General features: G+C 39.0%; 17 protein-coding genes and 1 pseudogene. 8 read left to right on the plus strand and 10 right to left on the minus strand.

The window, feature by feature from the left end; genetic code table 11:
* Window positions 1-4: 4 nt before the first annotated feature.
* The 4 genes from hutG to murI all read left to right on the plus strand — a co-directional run bounded on the left by hutG (window position 5) and on the right by murI (window position 4,572).
* A complete protein-coding gene (hutG, locus tag AOLE_RS00400) occupies window positions 5-925 on the plus strand; it encodes a formimidoylglutamase (RefSeq protein ID WP_013196552.1) in 921 nt (306 codons plus the stop codon).
* A 253-nt stretch (window positions 926-1,178) separates the two neighbouring features.
* Window positions 1,179-3,005 (plus strand): DUF885 domain-containing protein, encoded by a 1,827-nt coding sequence (locus AOLE_RS00405; RefSeq protein WP_013196553.1) that lies wholly within the window; start codon window positions 1,179-1,181, stop codon window positions 3,003-3,005.
* A gap of 104 nt (window positions 3,006-3,109) precedes the next feature.
* The gene (locus tag AOLE_RS00410; RefSeq protein WP_013196554.1) at window positions 3,110-3,748 is read left to right on the plus strand and encodes an HAD family hydrolase; all 639 of its coding nucleotides are present in this window, start codon (window positions 3,110-3,112) and stop codon (window positions 3,746-3,748) included.
* A 23-nt stretch (window positions 3,749-3,771) separates the two neighbouring features.
* Window positions 3,772-4,572, plus strand: coding sequence for a glutamate racemase (murI, locus tag AOLE_RS00415; protein ID WP_013196555.1), 801 nt, complete (start codon window positions 3,772-3,774; stop codon window positions 4,570-4,572).
* Window positions 4,573-4,627: 55 nt separating this feature from the next.
* Here the strand turns inward: murI and AOLE_RS00420 are convergent, their stop codons facing one another.
* On the minus strand, window positions 4,628-5,848 hold the full coding sequence (locus tag AOLE_RS00420; RefSeq protein ID WP_013196556.1) for a hypothetical protein: 1,221 nt from the start codon (window positions 5,846-5,848) through the stop codon (window positions 4,628-4,630).
* Window positions 5,849-7,032: 1,184 nt separating this feature from the next.
* Between AOLE_RS00420 and AOLE_RS00425 the strand changes: the two are divergent.
* Window positions 7,033-7,328 (plus strand): annotated as a pseudogene (locus AOLE_RS00425) (hypothetical protein).
* Between the two features lie 238 nt (window positions 7,329-7,566).
* On the opposite strand, the gene glmS reads toward AOLE_RS00425, so the two are convergent.
* The 8 genes from glmS to AOLE_RS00465 form a co-directional block, all read right to left on the minus strand.
* Window positions 7,567-9,405 (minus strand): glutamine--fructose-6-phosphate transaminase (isomerizing), encoded by a 1,839-nt coding sequence (glmS, locus tag AOLE_RS00430; RefSeq protein ID WP_005300481.1) that lies wholly within the window; start codon window positions 9,403-9,405, stop codon window positions 7,567-7,569.
* Between the two features lie 12 nt (window positions 9,406-9,417).
* Window positions 9,418-10,782, minus strand: a complete 1,365-nt coding sequence (gene glmU / locus AOLE_RS00435) for a bifunctional UDP-N-acetylglucosamine diphosphorylase/glucosamine-1-phosphate N-acetyltransferase GlmU (RefSeq protein WP_005300484.1) — start codon at window positions 10,780-10,782, stop codon at window positions 9,418-9,420.
* 15 nt (window positions 10,783-10,797) lie between these two features.
* Window positions 10,798-11,313, minus strand: a complete 516-nt coding sequence (locus AOLE_RS00440; RefSeq protein WP_013196559.1) for a phosphatidylglycerophosphatase A family protein — start codon at window positions 11,311-11,313, stop codon at window positions 10,798-10,800.
* Entirely contained in the window at window positions 11,291-12,208 is a 918-nt protein-coding gene (gene thiL / locus AOLE_RS00445; RefSeq protein ID WP_013196560.1) for a thiamine-phosphate kinase, read from the minus strand. Before thiL ends, AOLE_RS00440 begins: the two co-directional genes overlap by 23 nt.
* 16 nt (window positions 12,209-12,224) lie before the next feature.
* Window positions 12,225-12,674: a transcription antitermination factor NusB gene (nusB, locus tag AOLE_RS00450; RefSeq protein WP_004790142.1), complete on the minus strand. Its 450-nt coding sequence runs from the start codon at window positions 12,672-12,674 to the stop codon at window positions 12,225-12,227.
* A gap of 3 nt (window positions 12,675-12,677) precedes the next feature.
* Entirely contained in the window at window positions 12,678-13,148 is a 471-nt protein-coding gene (ribH, locus tag AOLE_RS00455; RefSeq protein ID WP_002119264.1) for a 6,7-dimethyl-8-ribityllumazine synthase, read from the minus strand.
* An 11-nt stretch (window positions 13,149-13,159) separates the two neighbouring features.
* Complete coding sequence (gene ribBA / locus AOLE_RS00460; RefSeq protein ID WP_003654193.1) at window positions 13,160-14,281, minus strand: bifunctional 3,4-dihydroxy-2-butanone-4-phosphate synthase/GTP cyclohydrolase II; 1,122 nt, start codon at window positions 14,279-14,281, stop codon at window positions 13,160-13,162.
* A gap of 239 nt (window positions 14,282-14,520) precedes the next feature.
* Window positions 14,521-15,828, minus strand: a complete 1,308-nt coding sequence (locus tag AOLE_RS00465) for a hypothetical protein (RefSeq protein ID WP_081399092.1) — start codon at window positions 15,826-15,828, stop codon at window positions 14,521-14,523.
* Between the two features lie 59 nt (window positions 15,829-15,887).
* Here AOLE_RS00465 and serB point away from each other — a divergent pair, with 59 nt between their 5' ends.
* The 3 genes from serB to AOLE_RS00485 all read left to right on the plus strand — a co-directional run bounded on the left by serB (window position 15,888) and on the right by AOLE_RS00485 (window position 18,587).
* Entirely contained in the window at window positions 15,888-17,111 is a 1,224-nt protein-coding gene (gene serB, locus AOLE_RS00470; RefSeq protein ID WP_004790139.1) for a phosphoserine phosphatase SerB, read from the plus strand.
* A 409-nt stretch (window positions 17,112-17,520) separates the two neighbouring features.
* Complete coding sequence (gene aciT / locus AOLE_RS00480) at window positions 17,521-17,856, plus strand: ciprofloxacin tolerance protein AciT (RefSeq protein ID WP_004704819.1); 336 nt, start codon at window positions 17,521-17,523, stop codon at window positions 17,854-17,856.
* A 251-nt stretch (window positions 17,857-18,107) separates the two neighbouring features.
* Entirely contained in the window at window positions 18,108-18,587 is a 480-nt protein-coding gene (locus AOLE_RS00485) for a hypothetical protein (protein WP_013196563.1), read from the plus strand.
* A gap of 43 nt (window positions 18,588-18,630) precedes the next feature.
* Here AOLE_RS00485 and dtd read toward each other — a convergent pair whose 3' ends face one another.
* Window positions 18,631-19,074, minus strand: a complete 444-nt coding sequence (dtd, locus tag AOLE_RS00490; RefSeq protein WP_005300497.1) for a D-aminoacyl-tRNA deacylase — start codon at window positions 19,072-19,074, stop codon at window positions 18,631-18,633.
* Between the last annotated feature and the right edge of the window lie 128 nt (window positions 19,075-19,202).

Raw genomic sequence — 19,202 nt, forward strand, 5'->3', positions numbered from 1 at the left:
TCACATGAATCACACATTTAAATGGCAAGGTCGCCATGATGGCGAGGGTGAAGCACACCAACGTATTCACCATATTATGAATAAAACCCAACATGCCGAATTTGCGCTGATTGGTTTTAGCTCTGATGAAGGCGTGAAACGTAACAAAGGCCGAGTCGGTGCTGCCGATGCGCCAGATGCAATCCGTAATCAGCTTGCCAATTTACCTATTCATCGTCCAGTCAGTATTGTCGATTTAGGTACAGTGACTTGTGAATATGACAATTTAGAGCAAGCCCAAAGTGAGTTAGCAGAACAAGTCGCAACTAGCCTACAAAATGGTTTAAAACCGATTGTATTGGGCGGTGGACATGAGGTTGCATTTGGTAGCTTTAGTGGTCTGTTCCAATATGTACAAGCACATGCGCCAGATAAAAAAATAGGAATTATTAACTTCGATGCCCATTTTGATTTGCGTGAAGCAGAGCATGCAACCTCTGGTACACCTTTCTTACAGGCAGCTCGACTTTCAGAACAACATCAAAAACAATTTCATTATTTATGTATTGGGGTCGCTAACCATGCCAATACTAAAGTTTTGTTTGATACAGCCGATGCGCTGAATTGCTCATATTTACGTGATCATGAGGTTAATATTTTTAACCTAAACAACGTACTTGCGGCGGTTGATGCTTTTATTGAAAAAGTAGACTGTTTGTACGTTACGATTGATTTAGATGTATTTGCTGCTGCGGTAGCACCTGGAGTGAGCGCACCTGCTGTAAAAGGAATTGATTTAGCCACTTTTGAAGCAATTTTTAAGCATATTCAAGAGACTGGAAAAATCAAACTTTTAGATATTGCTGAGTGCAATCCAAAATTTGATTTAGACAATAGAACAGCAAAACTGGCTGCCTATATTGTTTATCAATATTTGTTTTCTTGAGAAACAATTTTTAATGTAGAAATGAAAAAGTGCACTGAGATCGCTCATGTGCACTTTTTTTAAGTGTCTGAACCATTAAAGTCAGATACGGAATATAGATAGCAACTATAAATAATTTAATTAAAAAGAAAATTAATTTATAAAATCATTGAGTTAAAAAAATACTCGATTTTTACACTATTTTATATGCTGCTTGGCACGTAATTTGTTTTGTCTTTATTTTAACCTTTGTTAAATATTTCTGGATAACTAAATGAAAAACAGAACCTTACATTTTGCTTGTATCAGTGTTTTATTTTGGATGTCTCATTCTTCTGATGCTGCAACCCCCGAAATAAATACAAATACCATCGAAAAATCACAATCTAAACCAAATAGTAATGTCTCTGTTCGGGTGAACGCTTTAAACCAGCTTTTACAAGAACAGTGGGAATATACTTTGAAAAATAACCCTGAAACTGCAACGACTTTAGGAGATTTACGCTACAACAATCGATGGACCGAGTCTTCAAAAAATCAGATTGAGAAAGATAAAAAAAGTACTCAAAATTTTTTAAAACGTTTTGAAGCAATTGATAGCACAGGGTTTTCAGCAACTGATCAATTAAATAAAGATTTAATGATTTATCAGTTGAAAGAAACACTTAAAAATTATGATTTGAAATTGTATGAGATGCCTTTTAATCAAATGTGGGGCCTACATTTACAATTTCCGGGATTTATTAGTTCGATTCCATTTGATAATGCTAAGCAATATCAAGACTATATTGCTCGTTTAAAACAAATTCCTCTTATTCTTGATCAAGGTATTCAGTTAGCGAAACAAGGACAAAAAGATGGTTTGATGCCACCCAAATATTTAATTGAAAAGGTGGCAAAGCAGATTAATAGCATTGCAACTCCCGCAGGGAAAGACAGTGTGTTTGCTTCTCCATTAAAGCAATTTCCAAAAAATATTTCGAAAGCAGAACAAGAGCGTTTAAGCCGTGAAATACTACAGGCCATAGATCAAAATGTTCGCCCCGCTTATCAAAAACTCGGGACGTTTATTCAGAAAGATTACTTACCCTATGGACGACAACACGAGGGTATATGGAGCTTGCCAAACGGTGACGAGCTCTATCGCTTTTATGTAGAAAACAATACGACAACCTCTGAAAGCCCTGAAAATATTCATCAGCTCGGGTTAAAAGAAGTTGCTCGCATAGAAGCGGAAATGCTGAAAATTGCCAAAGCACAAGGTTTCAATGACTTAAAGAGTTTCCAACAATCCTTAAAAACAAATCCCGCTGTTTTCCCAAAATCTCGTGAAGAAATTTTAGAGATTTATCGGGGATATATTGCCCAAATGCAACCAGAGTTGCCGAAGCTATTTGGTTTATTACCCAAAAATAAAGTCGAAGTTTTGCCTGTAGAGCAATATCGAGAAAAAGAAGCGGCAGGTGCGGAGTATCACCAAGGCACGCCTGATGGTTCACGCCCGGGACAGGTATATGTGAATACTGGGGACTTCTCTGAACGTTCCAAAATATCAATGGAAGCGACCGCTTACCATGAGGCAATTCCCGGCCACCATATGCAGATTGATATTGCCCAAAACCTGCCAAATTTACCGATGTTTCGTAAGCAGCCCAACCACACCGCCTATATTGAAGGGTGGGCACTTTACGCAGAGCAATTGGGTAAAGATGTTGGTTTCTATAAAGACCCGCTTTCAGACTATGGAAGACTATCGAGCGAGTTGTTCCGCGCTTGTCGTTTAGTGGTGGACACTGGCGTACATTATAAAAAATGGACCCGTCAGCAAATGATTGATTTTATGCGTGAACACTCAGCTTTAGATGAACCAGATATTCAGGCAGAGACTGATCGATATATTGCTATTCCTGCCCAAGCATTGGCATACAAGATGGGACAACTAAAAATTTTAGAGCTACGGGAGCTCGCCAAACAGGAGCTTGGAGACCGTTTTGATATCAAAGCATTCCATGACATGGTTTTAAATGCAGGAACATTGCCTTTAAATATACTTGATGCCCGTATTAAAAATTGGATTAAGGAACAAAAAGCGGCAGCTTAAAATAAAATTTGAAATTTAGGTCAGGTCCTCGTTGGGCCTGATTTAAAAACCAATAGAAAACAGAATATAATTATAAAAAATATATTTTATTTCAGAACTTTAAAATGGAAAAATCTTTAAAAGAATACCAAGCTATTATTTTTGATATGGACGGTACTTTAGTCGACTCCTTTAGCTTCTTTTTAGGTACTTTAAATCAGCTTGCCAAGAAGCATAAATTTAAATCTGTAGAGCTACATGAAGTAGAGCAGTACAAACATCTTTCACCAAAAGAAATTATGAAAGAGATGAATGTTTCTAGGTGGAAACTGCCTTGGATTGCGAAAGACTTTATTCGGTTAATGAAAGATAGAGATGAAGAAATTCATCTGTTTGAGGGTATGCGGGACCACTTAATTGAACTGCATAAGCAGGGGTATACGCTCGCAATTATTACTTCAAACTCTAAAGAAAACTGTCAAAATGTACTGGGTAAAGAACTCTGTGAGCTTTTTAGCCATATTGATGGTGGCTCGTCTATATTTGGTAAAGCGAAGCGAATTAAGCGTGTTCTCAACATTTTGAATTTAAATAAAGAGCAGGCCATTTATGTTGGCGACCAAACCACTGATGGCGAAGCTGCACATAAAGCAGGTATTGATTTTGCTGCCGTCGGTTGGGGTTATACATCGGCTGAAAAATTAAAAACCATTCAGCCCAAAGTCGTGCTCAACGACTTGGCAACCATGAAAGAATTTTTCTAAATATATGAAATGCAGGACAAACCATGAATAACAATAACAACCCAATTGGAATGATTGATTCTGGTTTAGGCGGGTTGTCTCTCTTTAAGCACATTCGGCAGGCCCTTCCGAATGAAGATATTATCTATTTCGCTGACTCGAAATATGTCCCGTATGGAGACAAAGAAAGCGACTGGATTGTTTCAAGAACCACGCATCTAATTTCAAATCTAGTTGCTCAGGGTAAATGCAAAGCGATCGTGATTGCGTGTAATACGATGACGGCTGTAGCGATTGAAACAATCAGAGCGCAAATTAATGTGCCACTCATTGCCATAGAACCAGCGGTAAAACCTGCTGTAGCCATCACTCAAAGTAAGCATATTGCTGTCTTGGCGACTGCCACCACAGTGAAGGGCAAAAACTTAAAAAGTTTAATTGAAACGTATGCGCAAGATATCAAAGTGTCTTTAGTACCTTGTATTGGTTTGGCCGAAAAAATTGAAACGGGCAAAGCGCATACCGAGGAAGTTAAGGATTATTTAGAAAATATTTTGGCGCCGTTAGTCGAGCAAAAAGTTGATACGATTATTTTAGGATGCACCCATTACCCATTTGTCTCAGATACGATTCAGGAAATTGTAGGTCGTGATATCCAAATTATTGAGCCTTCGGAAGCTGTAACAGCGCAATTAATACGGCAGCTCAATCAATATAAGTTAAGTTCTGAAAGTCCAAATGAGGGAAATCATATTATTTGGACCAGTTCAGACCCGTTGGAAGTTGCGGACGTTACTTTTTCATTGTTAGGTAAACATTTACCTGTAAAAGATATCGCAATATAAATTTTATAAGGATGGTAAGAGAGCTTTCTCTTACCATCTTATGTTCTAGCTCAAATTAAGCACTTTTAAGTTCCCAGCGCTGTTTTTGGTCATCAGATCGTTGACTAATACCTACAGATGAACCCCAGAGATGCGTTAGTACAGCATCTGGTTGGCCTTCTACAAAGATATAACCATCTTCAAATGCCCATTTAGTTTGGTACTGGCGACCCGCGCCTTGCAAGAAAACACCGCCACTGTGCCAATTAACTGGTTTTAATTCTTTACCATTGGTACTGTTTAACGCTGTTTGCAGTTGTTCAAAAGACTCATTTGATTTTAAGCTTACCTTTAAAATCTTTTTGACCGTATCCATATTTTTTTCATTCGTATGTAAATCTAGCGTTTTTCTAAGCTCTAGAAGGACTTTTACGGCTTCTTTTTTAAGGTCTTGAGTATTTTCATATTCTTTATATGCTTTTCCATGAAGCTCCGCCATGCTCTCTTTCTTCATATTTTTTAGTAGAGCATCGATATTGTCATGGCGTAAATGCAATCGGAACTCTGATCTTGTAGTCCAATCTTTTTGATCCAAGACATCTAATTGCACCGCGGCAAGAATAATTTTATAGAGTTGTTCATTCTTCTGAGCGAAAGGATTTTCAGACAAACCTTTAAGTTCAGGAATATTTAAAAAGAGCCAAGGAGAGCGTGCATATTCATCGAATTTTTGTTCGATGCGACGAATTGATTCATGAGCGAGTACGGCATTTAAATATTCGTTCAGCTTAGTTTCATCGAGTTTGCCAATGAGTTCCGATTTAATATTTTCTTCGCCGTTACTATGAATAAATGTCTCTAATAAACCAACAATATCAAGAAAATCACTGGTTTTTAAGTGGGCGAGTGTTTCTTCATCTTGCTTTGGTAAAAGGCTAAGAAAATGTTCTAAGTCTTTATCTAATAATTTATATGCAATCGCATTTGTTTCAACAGAAGCACCGAGAGCCCAACTAGAACGGATATCTTTAACTTTGTTATAAAGCATATTCACTCTACGACCCCAGCCGTCTGCGTGACTGTCAAAATACCAAAGCTCTTCGTCTATATTTTTAACCTTGTCATGTACCGTAAATAGGCGGTCATTTGTATGAGAGTAAGCTAACTTACCCGTTTCACCACGCGCAGTTACTGCATCTTGTACACCATGGGTTTGACCACCATACAAACTTGAAATACATGCACCTGTTTCTTTGTTAACGATTCTAAAGTTTCCTTCTGGAAAGCCATTAGCCATGATATGTCGCTCCTTATAATTAGAAAGTTTTTGTAATAGTCGAAATTAATAGTTATCAAGTAAATTTCGAAGCGTGATTTATACCATAATTTTTCACATATAAATCCAAGTGTTTTTGTTGGTTTTTGTATTTAACATTTTGATTTTATTATATTTATTAGAATTTCTTAATAAAAGCATGAGACTATACTTTAGAGCTATAAGAACACAATAAAAAGTCCAATATGTATTTCAAAGACATATCTAGTTTTTTAATAGATGAGTTATCAAAGTTATGAATGCTTTGATAACGAAATACTTTTAAATTACTTAACGGTTACTGATTTAGCTAAGTTAGGCTGTTGGTTAACGTCTGTACTATGCAATATAGCAAGATGTTGACGGCCTAGGATTAGGACAGCATTCACCTGTAAAAGCTTAAAAATAAGCTCTCAAAAAGATGGTAAGAGGTGGGGCGCAGCATCTTTGGAGTAAGTGCTTTCTATAACTTGTTTCTATGTCTCGCTTTTTCTCATCTTATATATTTATATAAACTGTTAAATTAAAATTAACGTTCAATCTATTTTATTAACCAAATATATAACTCAATTTTATATTTAATTAAAAACCATAAGTATAATAAAGAGGATAATATTATTTAAATATTAATAAAATTATTATATTTAAAATTTTTTATTAAAATAAATTGACGTAATTAAAATCACCGATTATTATCTCGTTGCTGGCCTACATTGCCAGACGGTTTTGACAGACCGTAAGTCCCCATAGCGGATTATAGTTCTACTATAAGTCGTTAGACCCTTGCGTCCCCTTTCTTTGCGGTAGGACGGAAGGGGGACGCCCCGTGCGTGCTGGTCTCTATGGGCACCAGTCTGTCAACCCTCTTTCGTTCTACCACCATAAATTAATTCGCGGTGATTTGGTGGTAGGACTCCATTTTTAAGGAGTTGGCCATGCCATTATTCAAACTTATTTTCTCTCTTATTTAACTATTTTATTTATTTAAAATTTGGGTTTTTGCTACCTGATATTTTAAATTTATAAATTATTTTTATTTTAAAATCTTAATTATTTTATTTTCCTATTTTTATAGGAGGATTAACTGTTATTTGAAAAATTATTTTAATATTTAAGTTAATCATATTTTTATTTTATTTAAAGATATAAATAAGCATGAGAATAATATGAAACTTCATAAATTTATATTGTTTTTAAACCTTGTGGTCGGTGCTTACGGTATTACAAATGATGACGCCAATGCTCAGCAGGAATTTAAAAGAATTTGCTTGTCAGGTGAGCACATGCAAGCCAGTTGCGAATGTATTTGCCAACAGCTTGAACAGGTGTATTCACCTCAAACCGTACAACGTTTAAAACGCACCAGTTTGCAAAGTCCTGTTCTCCCACAGGACTTTGCCCCTAACTTTTTCAGCAGCATTCAACGCTGTGAAAAAAACTCAAATGGGCTAAGTTCGCTTAGCTCCTTTATCTCTGTGTCGCAATGATCTCTCAAACTTTAAATCAGCGCAAAAGTAAAAGTCCGTTGTGTCACAGGGTCCTAGGGGACTTATCTATTATTAAACTCGATTTTCTTTCACGGGAAAGGGGCTGTGTGGCCGTATGAATGCAATAAAAAAACCCGATAGGCAATTAATGCGTATCGGGCTTAATCAATCAGTTATTAAAGCAGGTGATGCCTTAATAATGATCTTTTTGAATTACTCTACAGTTACTGACTTCGCCAAGTTACGTGGCTGGTCAACGTCTGTACCACGTAATACAGCAACGTGATAAGACAACAACTGAACTGGTACGCTATAAACGATTGGAGCTAACCATTCGTTTACTGCTGGAATATGTACAACGTGTTGACGGTCTTTTCCATTGATTCCGCTATTTTCATCAGCGAAAACGAATAATTCACCACCACGTGCCTGAACTTCTTCCATATTTGATTTTAGCTTATCAAGCATTTCATCATTTGGAGCAAGAATCACGATCGGCATTTCATTATCAACAAGTGCCAATGGGCCGTGTTTTAACTCACCAGCTGCATAGCCTTCTGCATGAATATATGAAATTTCTTTAAGTTTTAATGCGCCTTCCAATGCGATTGGATAATTCGTACCACGGCCTAAGAATAAGCAGTGATTTTTTTCAACGAATAATTCAGACAAACGCAAAATTTCTGGATCATGTTTAAGCGTATCAAGAATAACTTTCGGGCTGTGCCATAGCTCACGTGTAATTTCTTCAAGAAGAGCAGGGCTAATACGTTGTTTCACTTGACCAATTTTCAAGATTAACAACATAAGCGCAGCGAGCTGAGTCGTGAACGCTTTAGTTGAAGCAACACCAATCTCAGGACCAGCAAGAGTCAATAAGTGATGATCAGTTTCACGAACCATTGAAGACGTAGCAACGTTACAGATAGTCAAAGTCTGAATATCGATATTGTTTGCTTTCGCACGCTTTTGAGTTTCACGTAGTGCCGCTAAAGTATCAGCAGTTTCACCTGACTGTGAAATACAAATATAAAGTGTATTTTCAACAATTACAGGGGTGCGATAGCGGAATTCACTCGCGATTTCAACTTGGCAAGGCACGCCAATCAGTTGTTCAAACCAATATTTCGCAATCATTCCTGAGTGGTAACTTGTACCACAAGCAATGATTTGTACGCTTTGAATTTTGTTGAAATCTGCATCAGCATTTTTCAAGAAATCATCACGTAAGCTATTGCCATCAAGCGCTTGAGAAATTGTTTGCTTGATTGCTTCTGGTTGCTCATAAATTTCTTTGAGCATGTAGTGCTTGTATTCACCTTTTGATGCACTGCTTACGGTTGCATCAAGCTCTCGTACTGGACGCTCAACGCGCTCGCCATTTGCAAATACTTCAATTGAAGTGCGAGTAAGACGTGCAATATCGCCTTCTTCTAGGTACATAAAGCGGTTAGTCACTGGTAAAAGTGCAAGTTGGTCTGAACTAATAAAGTTTTCACCAATACCTACACCAATGACTAAAGGTGAACCTTCACGTACAGTAATGAGTTCATCTGGATAGTCGCTGTGGATAATACCTAGCGCGTAAGCACCTTTAAGCTGAGGTACAACAGTTTCAACAGCATCTAAAAGGCTATCTGTGCTTTTTAGAGCTTCAGCAACTAAGTGTGCAACGACTTCAGTATCTGTTTGAGAAGTAAAAACATAACCTAAAGCTTGAAGGTCGTCTTTTAATTCTTGGTAGTTTTCAATGATACCGTTATGTACAACAGCAACCTTACCCGACATATGTGGGTGAGCATTGTTTTCAGTTGGTTTACCATGTGTTGCCCAACGGGTATGCGCAATCCCGATAGCCCCTGTAAGCTGGTGTTCAGCAACTGCATCGGCAAGATTAATAACTTTACCTACACGACGCTCACGTAAAATTTGTTGGTTATTCAGTAAAGCAACACCCGCAGAATCATAACCGCGGTATTCAAGACGTTTTAAACCTTCAATTAAAATCTCGGTTACACAACGCTCTGCAACGCCTCCGACGATACCACACATACTTCAATCCTCTTATTTTTTAACCTTTTGGGGACGTTGATAATTTGCTTTTGAAATTTGTTGCGCACGTTCAAAGGAGAGACTTTGTTCGGCTACATCTTTCGTAATCACAGAACCCGCACCAACTGTTGCGCCATTCCCAATGGTCACCGGAGCAACCAGCGAGCTATTAGAACCGATAAAAACGGCATCGCCAATAGTGGTTTTGTGTTTATTTGCACCGTCGTAATTACAAGTAATAGTACCTGCCCCAATATTTGATTCAGCACCGATTTCTGCATCACCTAAGTATGTGAAATGGTTAGCTTTACTACCTAGTCCAATCGATGTGTTTTTAACTTCAACAAAGTTGCCAATATGCACTTCATTTGCCAATTTAGCTCCTGGGCGTAAGCGTGCAAATGGTCCAATTTGAGCATTTTCACCTACAACTGCGCCATCAAAAACGCTATAGGCCTGAACTTTAGTGCCTGCTGCAATTTTGGTGTTCTTTAAAATACAGCCAGCGCCGATTTCTACAAAATCACCAAGCTCACATTCACCTTCAATAATAACATTGATGTCAATACGAACGTCTTGTCCAACTTTTACAGAACCACGTAAATCAAAGCGTGCAGGGTCAAAGAACATTACACCTTGCTGCATGAGCTTTTTGACTTGCTCTTGTTGGAACTGGCGTTCTAAAGCTGCAAGTTGTAAGCGGTCATTAACCCCTTCAACTTCAAAAGCAAGCTCTGGTTCAACAGAGGCAACTTCTAAGCCATCTGCAATTGCCATTGCAACGATGTCAGTTAGGTAATATTCACCCTGTGCATTTTCATTTGAAAGTTTAGGCAACCACTCATGAAGTTTTGCGTTGCTAACACAGTAAATGCCTGTATTGAATTCTTTAATTTGGCGTTGTGCTTCGTTTGCATCTTTATGTTCAACAATGGCTTGAATTTTGCCATCTTGACGCACAATACGACCATAGCCTGTTGCATCATCTACAGTGAGCGTAACTAAGCCAATTCCTGTTTGGGTCGATGCATCTAATAGTTTTTGTAGCGTATTTGCATTAATACATGGCACATCGCCTGATAAAATCAGTGAAACACCTTCTTTAGGAAGTACAGGTAAGGTCATTTGTACTGCATGACCTGTACCAAGTTGTTCAGCTTGCTCAACCCATTGAACATTTTCTTGAGCAAATGTTTGTTGTACGCGGTCACCACCATGACCATAAATCGTAATAATATTTTTAGCTTGTAATTGTTTTGCCGTTTGAATGACATGCCCTAATAGTGGGCGACCCGCTAAAGGTTGTAATACTTTAGGAAGCTGAGAACGCATACGCGTTCCTTTACCAGCAGCAAGAATAATGACGGTAGTTGACATGAATAACTCTAATGATTAAGTCAAATGGATAATAATTAGTGTACAAAGAGCAGCCCATACACCGGCAATAATATCGTCAAGCATAATACCAAAACCACCATGCACTTGACGATCAATAACACGGATAGGCCAAGGTTTCCAAACATCGAAAATTCGAAATAATATGAAGCCGACGATCACCCACATCCAGTTCATTTGTTGTAAGTAAATGAGAGGAAGAAAGGTAATAGATTGCCCTGCAAATTCATCCCACACAATTCGACCATCATCGTGTACATTTATGACTTTTGCTGTTTGACCACAGATATAAATCCCGACCAAAGACATGATAATTATCGCGATTAAGCTTAAGTTAAATCCAAGCGATAACCAGATCGGAACGAAGAGTAGGGCAAAAGCAGAGCCAAAAGTACCAGGGGCCTTAGGTGCGAGACCAGATCCGAAACCAACTCCACAGAAAACGATGCAGCGGTTGAACCAAGACATATCTTTAAAATGAATCGGCGGCTTATGCAAAGTGTTGGTATCCATGAATTTGCAATGGGTAATCCGAACCCAAATGCTCAAAAGTTAGTTGTGTTTGCTCAACGATCTGTCCGATCATTGTAAACTTAATGTCTAGTTGTTTTTGCAAAAGTTTTTCATAATTTTGCGGTGTTATTGTAAAACATAATTCGTAGTCATCACCACCAGCTAGCGCATATTGCCAACGCTGCTGTTCTGGTAGTTTCTCTAGCGTTGAATCAATCGGTAACTTTTCTAAAAATAACCGAGCACCGACTTTTGACGCTTTTAAAATATGACCTAAATCTTGGGCTAATCCATCAGAAATATCAATCATGCTAGAAGCAAGGCCCTTTAACTGTTGTCCAAGCTGACAACGTGGTGTGGGGTAGTCTAGTCTTTTTTGTAATGGATGGCCTAGGTGTTGTAAACCATAAGCTGCATCTCCAACTTGACCGCTCACACAAACATAGTCACCGACTTTTGCGCCTGAACGTAACACAGCTTGTCCAGCTTCAATCCAACCCATCGCCGTCACGGTAATGGTCAGATGTGGACCTTGGGTCGTATCTCCACCAATGAGAGCAACACCAAATTGATTACAGCAGTCATAAATTCCCTGACTGAATCCTTCGAGCCATTCATGGTCAATGGTAGGGAGACTTAACGCAAGTAAAATACTATGGGGTTTAGCACCCATGGCAGCAATATCTGAAAGATTTACAGCCACACTTTTCCAGCCAATTGCATGCGCAGAGGTATTAAGAGGAAAGTGACGACCAGCAACTAGCGTATCTGCACAGATCACCAATTGTTGATTTTGGGGAGGGGTGATTAAGGCTGAGTCATCTCCAATACCTAAGGTGACATCTGTGTAAGATTGTCTGTTAAAGTATTGGTCAATAATAGAAAACTCAGCCATATCAACTTCAAACCTATTAGTTTGCTTGTTGTTTTTCAGCACTACGTAGTGTTGAACTTAAACGATCTAAAACGCCATTAATGTATTTATGGCTATCTGCTCCACCAAAGTGTTTGGCGAGTTCAATGGCTTCATCAAGAACTACACGATAAGGTACTTCTAAATGATCACGTAACTCATAAGCACCTAAACGTAAGGTTGCGAGCTCAACGCCATCAAGTGCACTAAGTTCACGGTCAAGTACCGGAATGAGTAATGCATCAAGATCGTCGCGCAGTGCAATCACTTGCGTTAGTAGTTCGTGATAGTAATTTAAGTCTACCTTGTGCATGGCATTTTCAGCACGAGTACGTGCTTCGATTTCATGTACAGGATTGTGACTCATTTGCCACTCATAAATACCTTGTACAGCAAAACGACGTGCTTTGCGTTTTGCTGCATAAGCGGCTTGCAGTGTTTGAGACATGCTTTAAATTGCCTTTAATAAATTAACCATTTCAATTGCAGTTAAAGCAGCTTCGCTACCTTTGTTTCCTGCTTTTGTACCTGAACGTTCGATGGCTTGCTCGATGCTATCAGTAGTTAAGACACCATTGATGACAGGCAAGCTGCTTTCTAACGCGACTACACCTAAACCTTTTGCACATTCACCAGCAACGAAGTCAAAGTGTGGTGTGCTACCACGAATAACTGCGCCAAGTGCGATGATTGCATCAAATTGATTTGATGTAGCTAATTTTTTAGCAACAATCGGGAGTTCCCATGCGCCAGGAGCATGAATAACAGTAATGTTATCTTCATTTACACCATGACGTTTTAATGTGTCGATTGCACCATCCAATAAGTGTTCAACAACAAAACTGTTGAAACGACCCACTAAAATCGCATAACGACCTTCGCTTGCGAGATGTAATAAACCTTCAATACGGCGAATTGCCATAGCAACCTCGATTATTTCGTTGTGATTTGATCAGCAGTGACATATTCCACTACTTCTAAATTAAAGCCAGATAAAGCATTGAAACGTAATGGTGAGCTAAGAAGCTTCATTTTTTCAACACCTAAGTCACGCAAAATTTGAGCGCCTACACCAATGGTTTGATATTGATGTGAAAGTGCTGCATTGGATTTCACCGGTTTTGGTTTATTTAAATCATCCAACGCTGGTCCCAAGTCTTGCAAATGATCTTGCCCGATCCAGACTAAAACACCGCGATCACTCGCTGCAATTGTCTGTAGTGCACGGTCTAGATTCCACGCAGGTTCACCATCAGCTTTATTTAGCTTAAGTAAATCGCGAATTGGACTGAAACCATGTACACGTACTGTTGTAACACCTTCTTTTGGCTCGCCTTTGACTAAAGCCAAATGGATGTCCGGGTTACCAATCTCACGATAACGATAGAGTTCAAATGAACCATATTCTGTTTGAATCGTTTTTTGATCCAGACGTTCAACCGTTTGCTCATTGGTCATGCGGTAGTGAATCAAGTCCGCAATTGTACCAATTTTTAAGCCATGCTTCTCGGCAAAAATTTCTAAATCTGCACGACGTGCCATTGTGCCATCTTCATTGATGATTTCACAAATAACAGAAGCTGGTTCAAGACCCGCTAATCGTGTTAAATCACAGCCCGCTTCGGTATGACCCGCACGATGTAGAACACCACCTGGCTGTGCCATTAACGGGAAAATATGGCCCGGTTGTACAATATCACTTGGCTTTGCATGCGCTGCGACAGCAGCTTGAATTGTATGTGCACGCTCTGCTGCTGAAATACCAGTTGTAATACCTTCAGCGGCTTCGATTGATAAGGTAAAGTTTGTACTATGCTGAGCACCGTTTTGGTCAACCATCAACGGAAGGTTTAACTGCTTACAGCGCTCACGGCTTAACGTTAAGCAAACTAGACCACGTGCATGGGTAATCATGAAGTTAATATCTTCAGGACGAACATGCGTTGCTGCAATGACAAGATCACCTTCATTTTCGCGATCTTCGTCATCCATCAAGATAACCATTTTGCCTGCACGAATATCGGCGACAAGATCTTCAACACGACTCAGCGGCATTCGCTCTCACCTTTTTTTGTCGTTAGACAATTTCTATTTAATAAATTTTGCATAGTTTACGCTGTTTAGAGAATTTTGCCTATGATTCTGATTTATCCAACTTTGCAACGAGATAGAATAGATCCAGCTTTATTTATACAAATAAATCATAAGAAAATGGAATAACTTAAAATAAAAACAATGAATTTAAATAAAAAAACCTAGCCAAAAGGCTAGGTTCTGATATGCGCAGTTATTTTTTATGAAGCTGCACTGCTTGGACTATCATTTTGTGGGATTGATTTTTTTCCCATCAAAATCTCAGTGCGAATATTTTGAGCAAGTTCAGCGCACTCTGCATTCATGCCATTGATCATAAATGCATGACGAGTCATCACATTGCTTGGGTTTGGCATTGCAACAAGTTGATAGCTGTCTTGAATTGCCTTGAGTTGATCATTCTCAAGATATAAAGCGGATTCTTTCGCATGAAGATGTTGTGCTAAACGTTGAGCAGCTTCTTTCGCATCAATTTGCATTGCTTCCACAGCATTACATGTTGCACTACGAGTTTGCAGCGCAAAGCGTTTATCTTCGCGGTAACGTTTATATAAAACGTCAGAGAGCAACTGGAATACGGTTCCAACCATAAGCAGACACTCTACAGCGTGAGCGTGCGAGGTTGAAATCGCAAGTGTAGCGCCATCTGCATTAAATTCATTTACGACTTCAATGTCCGCTAACTTTAACTGGTAATGCTTCACGCATAACTCAATACTCTTGTTTAAAAAGAGCTGACAGAGTTTAAAGTACGGAACAGATACCGATTGGTTAACACTGCTTAATAACTGTTTAGGATCATAAAACTGAATATTGAGTGCCAACATATGTTGGTCAGCTGAATCTGCTGTTTTCTCTGGTTGAGGTCGAGCCGCTGGTTTACCTTTCGCTTGTTGTTGAGCTTGAGCAACCAACGTTACTGTATTTTGTTTTTCTAGAGCCAATGCCTGAGTTAACTGCTGAATTTCATGTTTCAAGCGGTTTTCTTCGTTAATACGTGCCAAATATTCGCTACGGGTTGGGCGAGCAATCGCGCGATAGGCAAGCCATAATAAAACATGCAAAAACAGAGAAGCTAAAATTGCTAGCCATTGAGTGCGCAAAATTTCACCAATACTTGGTTGAATCAGCGTAATTTCAATAGAGCCCACTTTCTTTTCATTTTGCAGAGCATCGCGAGCAAAAATCTCACCTTGGCGAGTTTTTGAAATTCCACTCGTTGCCAGCACTTGTTTGTTGGCATCAAGAATGCGAATAGACGCAACGCTTGGATTGGTCGCATAGCGATTAGCAATCAGAGCTAAAGATACCGTATTGGCAGGTTCTAGCTCAGATAAGCTGTCTGCAACGAGTTGACTGGTCATGAGCTGACCTTGACTCGCACGGTTTTCATTGAGCTGGTGTGTCGTTGCAATCACCATTAAAAAGGTATGCAATGCAAAACTAACGATCAGTAGGCTAGCAAATAGCCCTTGTCTAGGCGCAATCAAGTTAAACTTCCAAGGCAATTATATTGAAATTCGATTATGATTCTTACAATAGTTGTCACTCAGACTAGAGTCAATTCATGCGAGAAATCATTCTTATATCCTTTTTAGGACCAGACCAACCAAACCAGTTTACCCGATTAATGCAAGTACTATCCGTACATTCATTGCAAATACTGGATGTAGGTCAGGCTGTTATTCATAATCAACTCACATTGGGCATTGTAGTCGCTTCCGATAATGAAACTGCGACCGCATTGGCAATGAAAGAAATTCTGATTTTAGCACATGATATTGGCTTAACAGTGCGCTTTAAACCAATCACAGGCGCAGAATACGATCAATGGGTAACTGAAGGTGGCCGTACTCGTTATATCGTCACGGCTTTAGCACCTGAACTCACTGCTGCACACTTACAAGCCGTTACACAAATTGTGTCTAGCCAAGGCTTTAACATTGAAACTGTTACCCGTTTATCAGGCCGTGTCGACTTTGAAAAGGATAGCGCATTCCCGCGTCGTGCATGTGTACAGTTTGGTTTAAGCAGTGGCCCAACTCTAGATGCTCAAGCTATGCGTGCAGCATGTTTACTTCTTTCAAGTGAATTAAATATTGATGTCGCTGTTCAAGAAGACAATGCTTATCGACGTAACCGTCGTTTAGTTTGTTTTGATATGGACTCAACACTCATTGAACAAGAAGTGATTGATGAGTTAGCGATTGAAGCAGGGGTAGGCGCACAAGTTGCTGAAATCACTGAAAGAGCGATGCAAGGTGAGCTTGATTTCCAGCAAAGCTTCCGTGCTCGTGTTGCATTATTAAAAGGGTTAGATGCTGCTGTTTTACCTAAAATTGCAGAGCGTTTAACTATTACTGAAGGTGCAGAGCGTCTCATCTCGACCTTAAAAGCGCTTGGTTATAAAACGGCAATTTTATCTGGTGGATTCCAGTATTTTGCTGAATACCTACAAGGCAAACTTGGTATTGATGAAGTTCATGCCAACATTTTAGATGTGCAAGACGGTTTCGTAACAGGTGAAGTGAAAGGCGCAATTGTTGATGGCGCTCGTAAAGCTGAGCTATTACGCGAACTTGCAAATAAAATGGGTATTTCTCTAGAGCAAGCGATGGCGGTCGGCGATGGTGCAAACGATTTGCCAATGCTAGCGATTGCAGGGCTTGGTGTAGCTTATCGCGCTAAACCTTTAGTTCGTCAAAATGCAAATCAGGCTATTTCAAGTGTGGGTTTAGATGGGGTTCTATATTTACTTGGTATGCATGACAAAGATTTAAACCGTGCTTAATCCATAAGACTAAGCTTTAAGCGCTACTTCAGAGTAGCGCTTTTTTTATGCAGAATCGTCATAAAAACAAGCATGTTATGCTCAAATCATGCACAGAAAAAAGGCAATAAAAAAATCTGAAAAAAACTTATTTTGGCCCTTAAAAACAGCATATTTTTTTGTAATGACACGCCAGAATTGATGCCATATAGGGAATCGAACTTTTTGAATTTTACAAAAATGTAATGACAAAAGAATGTTGCGACAAAGTATGTCGCATTAAGAAAAAACGGGTCTTTTTTTCTAAAAAAAAACATCCATAATGCATCCTAAGCTTCAACACAAATTATGAATTAAAGTTGTTTTTGGAATGAGGTCGGGTTTTTAAGACCGAATCTTTTTAGACGTTTTCATTAAGACGGAGGTTTCTATGGTAACAGCGAATTTTGCCGCTATCGCCGGATTCAGCTTGATCGCTGTCGCGCTTGTTGCTGTTTTCTTTTCTCCTTACCGTCGTTGGCTTGGTTTTATGCTTGCAGGGATGTTCTTTTGGGGGCTATTGGAAGTGGTCCGTTTTGGAGTTCAAGTCACTTTTGAAATGCCAGTCACATATAGTTATTTAACTGCACTAAGTCTAGCGATGGTAATGGTTACATTTGTTTTGTTACGTGAGGATAAACAGGCACAAAAGGCTTTGGCAAATCGCCAATATATAGAACACACGCCAGTATATGAAGATGATCAGCAGCAATGTTCTAGCCGATAATTAAATTGTTATCTAACGGTAAAAAGGTATGCACAGCATGCCTTTTTTATTTACGAAACGTGATTTTTATTATACAAAGCATTTATTAAAAAATAGCCAGTTATGCTACGATAGACGCGTCTGTTGACGTTTCATCTAGATTGCGTTGCCAGCTAAAAATTATCAGTTGATGCACAAAACACAAGCAATGGTATGTCCTTGCTGAGTTTTGCTCTAAAGTTTTCATAAAAATACAATAGGCGTGAATGTTCATGAAACTTTCTTCTATACCTGTAGTCAAGTTACCTCTCGTTGATGTCAGTACAGACCCGTTAGATTTATTGGTAGCAGGTTTAGTGCTGCGTATGAAGCAATTGGCACGTACTAGCCCTAAGTTTATTGAATTGATTCATGACCGCGCTTTCCGTATTCAGATTGGTACGGACTTAGGTGTTGCACGTCAGATCATTATTAATAATGGACAGATTGATACTGTTGCAGGTGCACCTGAAAAAGCTGACTTTATCTTGCAGTTTGCAGATAGCGAACAGGGTGTAAAAACTTTGATTAAAGGTGACCCAACTGCATTTATGACAGGCATGCAAAACGGCAGTATTAAAATGGAAGGAGACTTTAGCCTACTCGTTTGGTTTAACCAAGTGGCTAGACTCATTCCACCTAAGTTGCCAAAACCAGTTAAAGAGAAAGTACGTCAAGCACGCGCTTTTATTAAAGAGAAAACTGGTCGTTAATCGCCAGATATAAAAAAACTCCCAAATGGGAGTTTTTTTATATCTATGCTTCGACTTCTAGATTGAACGTTACCGGACCATCATTAATGAGATGAACCTTCATATCGGCAGCAAATATCCCAGTTTGTACTTTTTCAAATTGTGAATGGGCATATTCAACCAACTGTTCATATAACGCTTTGGCATCTGCTGGTGGCATGGCTGGGCCAAAATCTGGACGTAACCCTTTTTGCGTTTGAGCCATTAGAGTAAATTGTGAAACAAGCAGGATTCCACCATTTGCTTGAGAGACATTCCAACCCATTTTGCCTTGTTCGTCATCAAAGATGCGATATTTCAAAATCTTATCAATAAGCTTCTGGCCAATTGCTAAAGTGTCATCACGGCCAATGCCTAAAAAAACCAGTAGTCCGTGTTGGATTTCACCAGTAGTCTCACCGTCAACCACCACTTTGGCTTCAAGAACTCGTTGTATTAAAGCGCGCATAGTTAAAGCAAATTTCTGCAATTAATTGAATTGGTTTAGTTTAGCAGAATTTAAATTAAATGATTTTTAAAAGGAAATTTCATGGAATTGCAACAATGGTCTAAAAGCTCGCAATTGATTTATAAAAA

Source organism: Acinetobacter oleivorans DR1 (assembly GCF_000196795.1).
Taxonomy (GTDB): Bacteria; Pseudomonadota; Gammaproteobacteria; order Pseudomonadales; family Moraxellaceae; genus Acinetobacter; species Acinetobacter oleivorans.

Coding starts and splice junctions, on each gene's coding strand:
- thiL (WP_013196560.1), bottom strand. CDS start 12,208: ATGGCTGAGTTTTCTATTATTGACCAATACTTTAACAGACAATCTTAC.
- ribBA (WP_003654193.1), bottom strand. CDS start 14,281: ATGCCGCTGAGTCGTGTTGAAGATCTTGTCGCCGATATTCGTGCAGGC.
- glmU (WP_005300484.1), bottom strand. CDS start 10,782: ATGTCAACTACCGTCATTATTCTTGCTGCTGGTAAAGGAACGCGTATG.
- dtd (WP_005300497.1), bottom strand. CDS start 19,074: ATGCGCGCTTTAATACAACGAGTTCTTGAAGCCAAAGTGGTGGTTGAC.
- hutG (WP_013196552.1), top strand. CDS start 5: ATGAATCACACATTTAAATGGCAAGGTCGCCATGATGGCGAGGGTGAA.
- glmS (WP_005300481.1), bottom strand. CDS start 9,405: ATGTGTGGTATCGTCGGAGGCGTTGCAGAGCGTTGTGTAACCGAGATT.
- nusB (WP_004790142.1), bottom strand. CDS start 12,674: ATGTCTCAAACACTGCAAGCCGCTTATGCAGCAAAACGCAAAGCACGT.
- AOLE_RS00485 (WP_013196563.1), top strand. CDS start 18,108: ATGAAACTTTCTTCTATACCTGTAGTCAAGTTACCTCTCGTTGATGTC.
- AOLE_RS00420 (WP_013196556.1), bottom strand. CDS start 5,848: ATGGCTAATGGCTTTCCAGAAGGAAACTTTAGAATCGTTAACAAAGAA.
- serB (WP_004790139.1), top strand. CDS start 15,888: ATGCGAGAAATCATTCTTATATCCTTTTTAGGACCAGACCAACCAAAC.
- AOLE_RS00405 (WP_013196553.1), top strand. CDS start 1,179: ATGAAAAACAGAACCTTACATTTTGCTTGTATCAGTGTTTTATTTTGG.
- ribH (WP_002119264.1), bottom strand. CDS start 13,148: ATGGCAATTCGCCGTATTGAAGGTTTATTACATCTCGCAAGCGAAGGT.
- AOLE_RS00410 (WP_013196554.1), top strand. CDS start 3,110: ATGGAAAAATCTTTAAAAGAATACCAAGCTATTATTTTTGATATGGAC.
- aciT (WP_004704819.1), top strand. CDS start 17,521: ATGGTAACAGCGAATTTTGCCGCTATCGCCGGATTCAGCTTGATCGCT.
- AOLE_RS00440 (WP_013196559.1), bottom strand. CDS start 11,313: ATGGATACCAACACTTTGCATAAGCCGCCGATTCATTTTAAAGATATG.
- murI (WP_013196555.1), top strand. CDS start 3,772: ATGAATAACAATAACAACCCAATTGGAATGATTGATTCTGGTTTAGGC.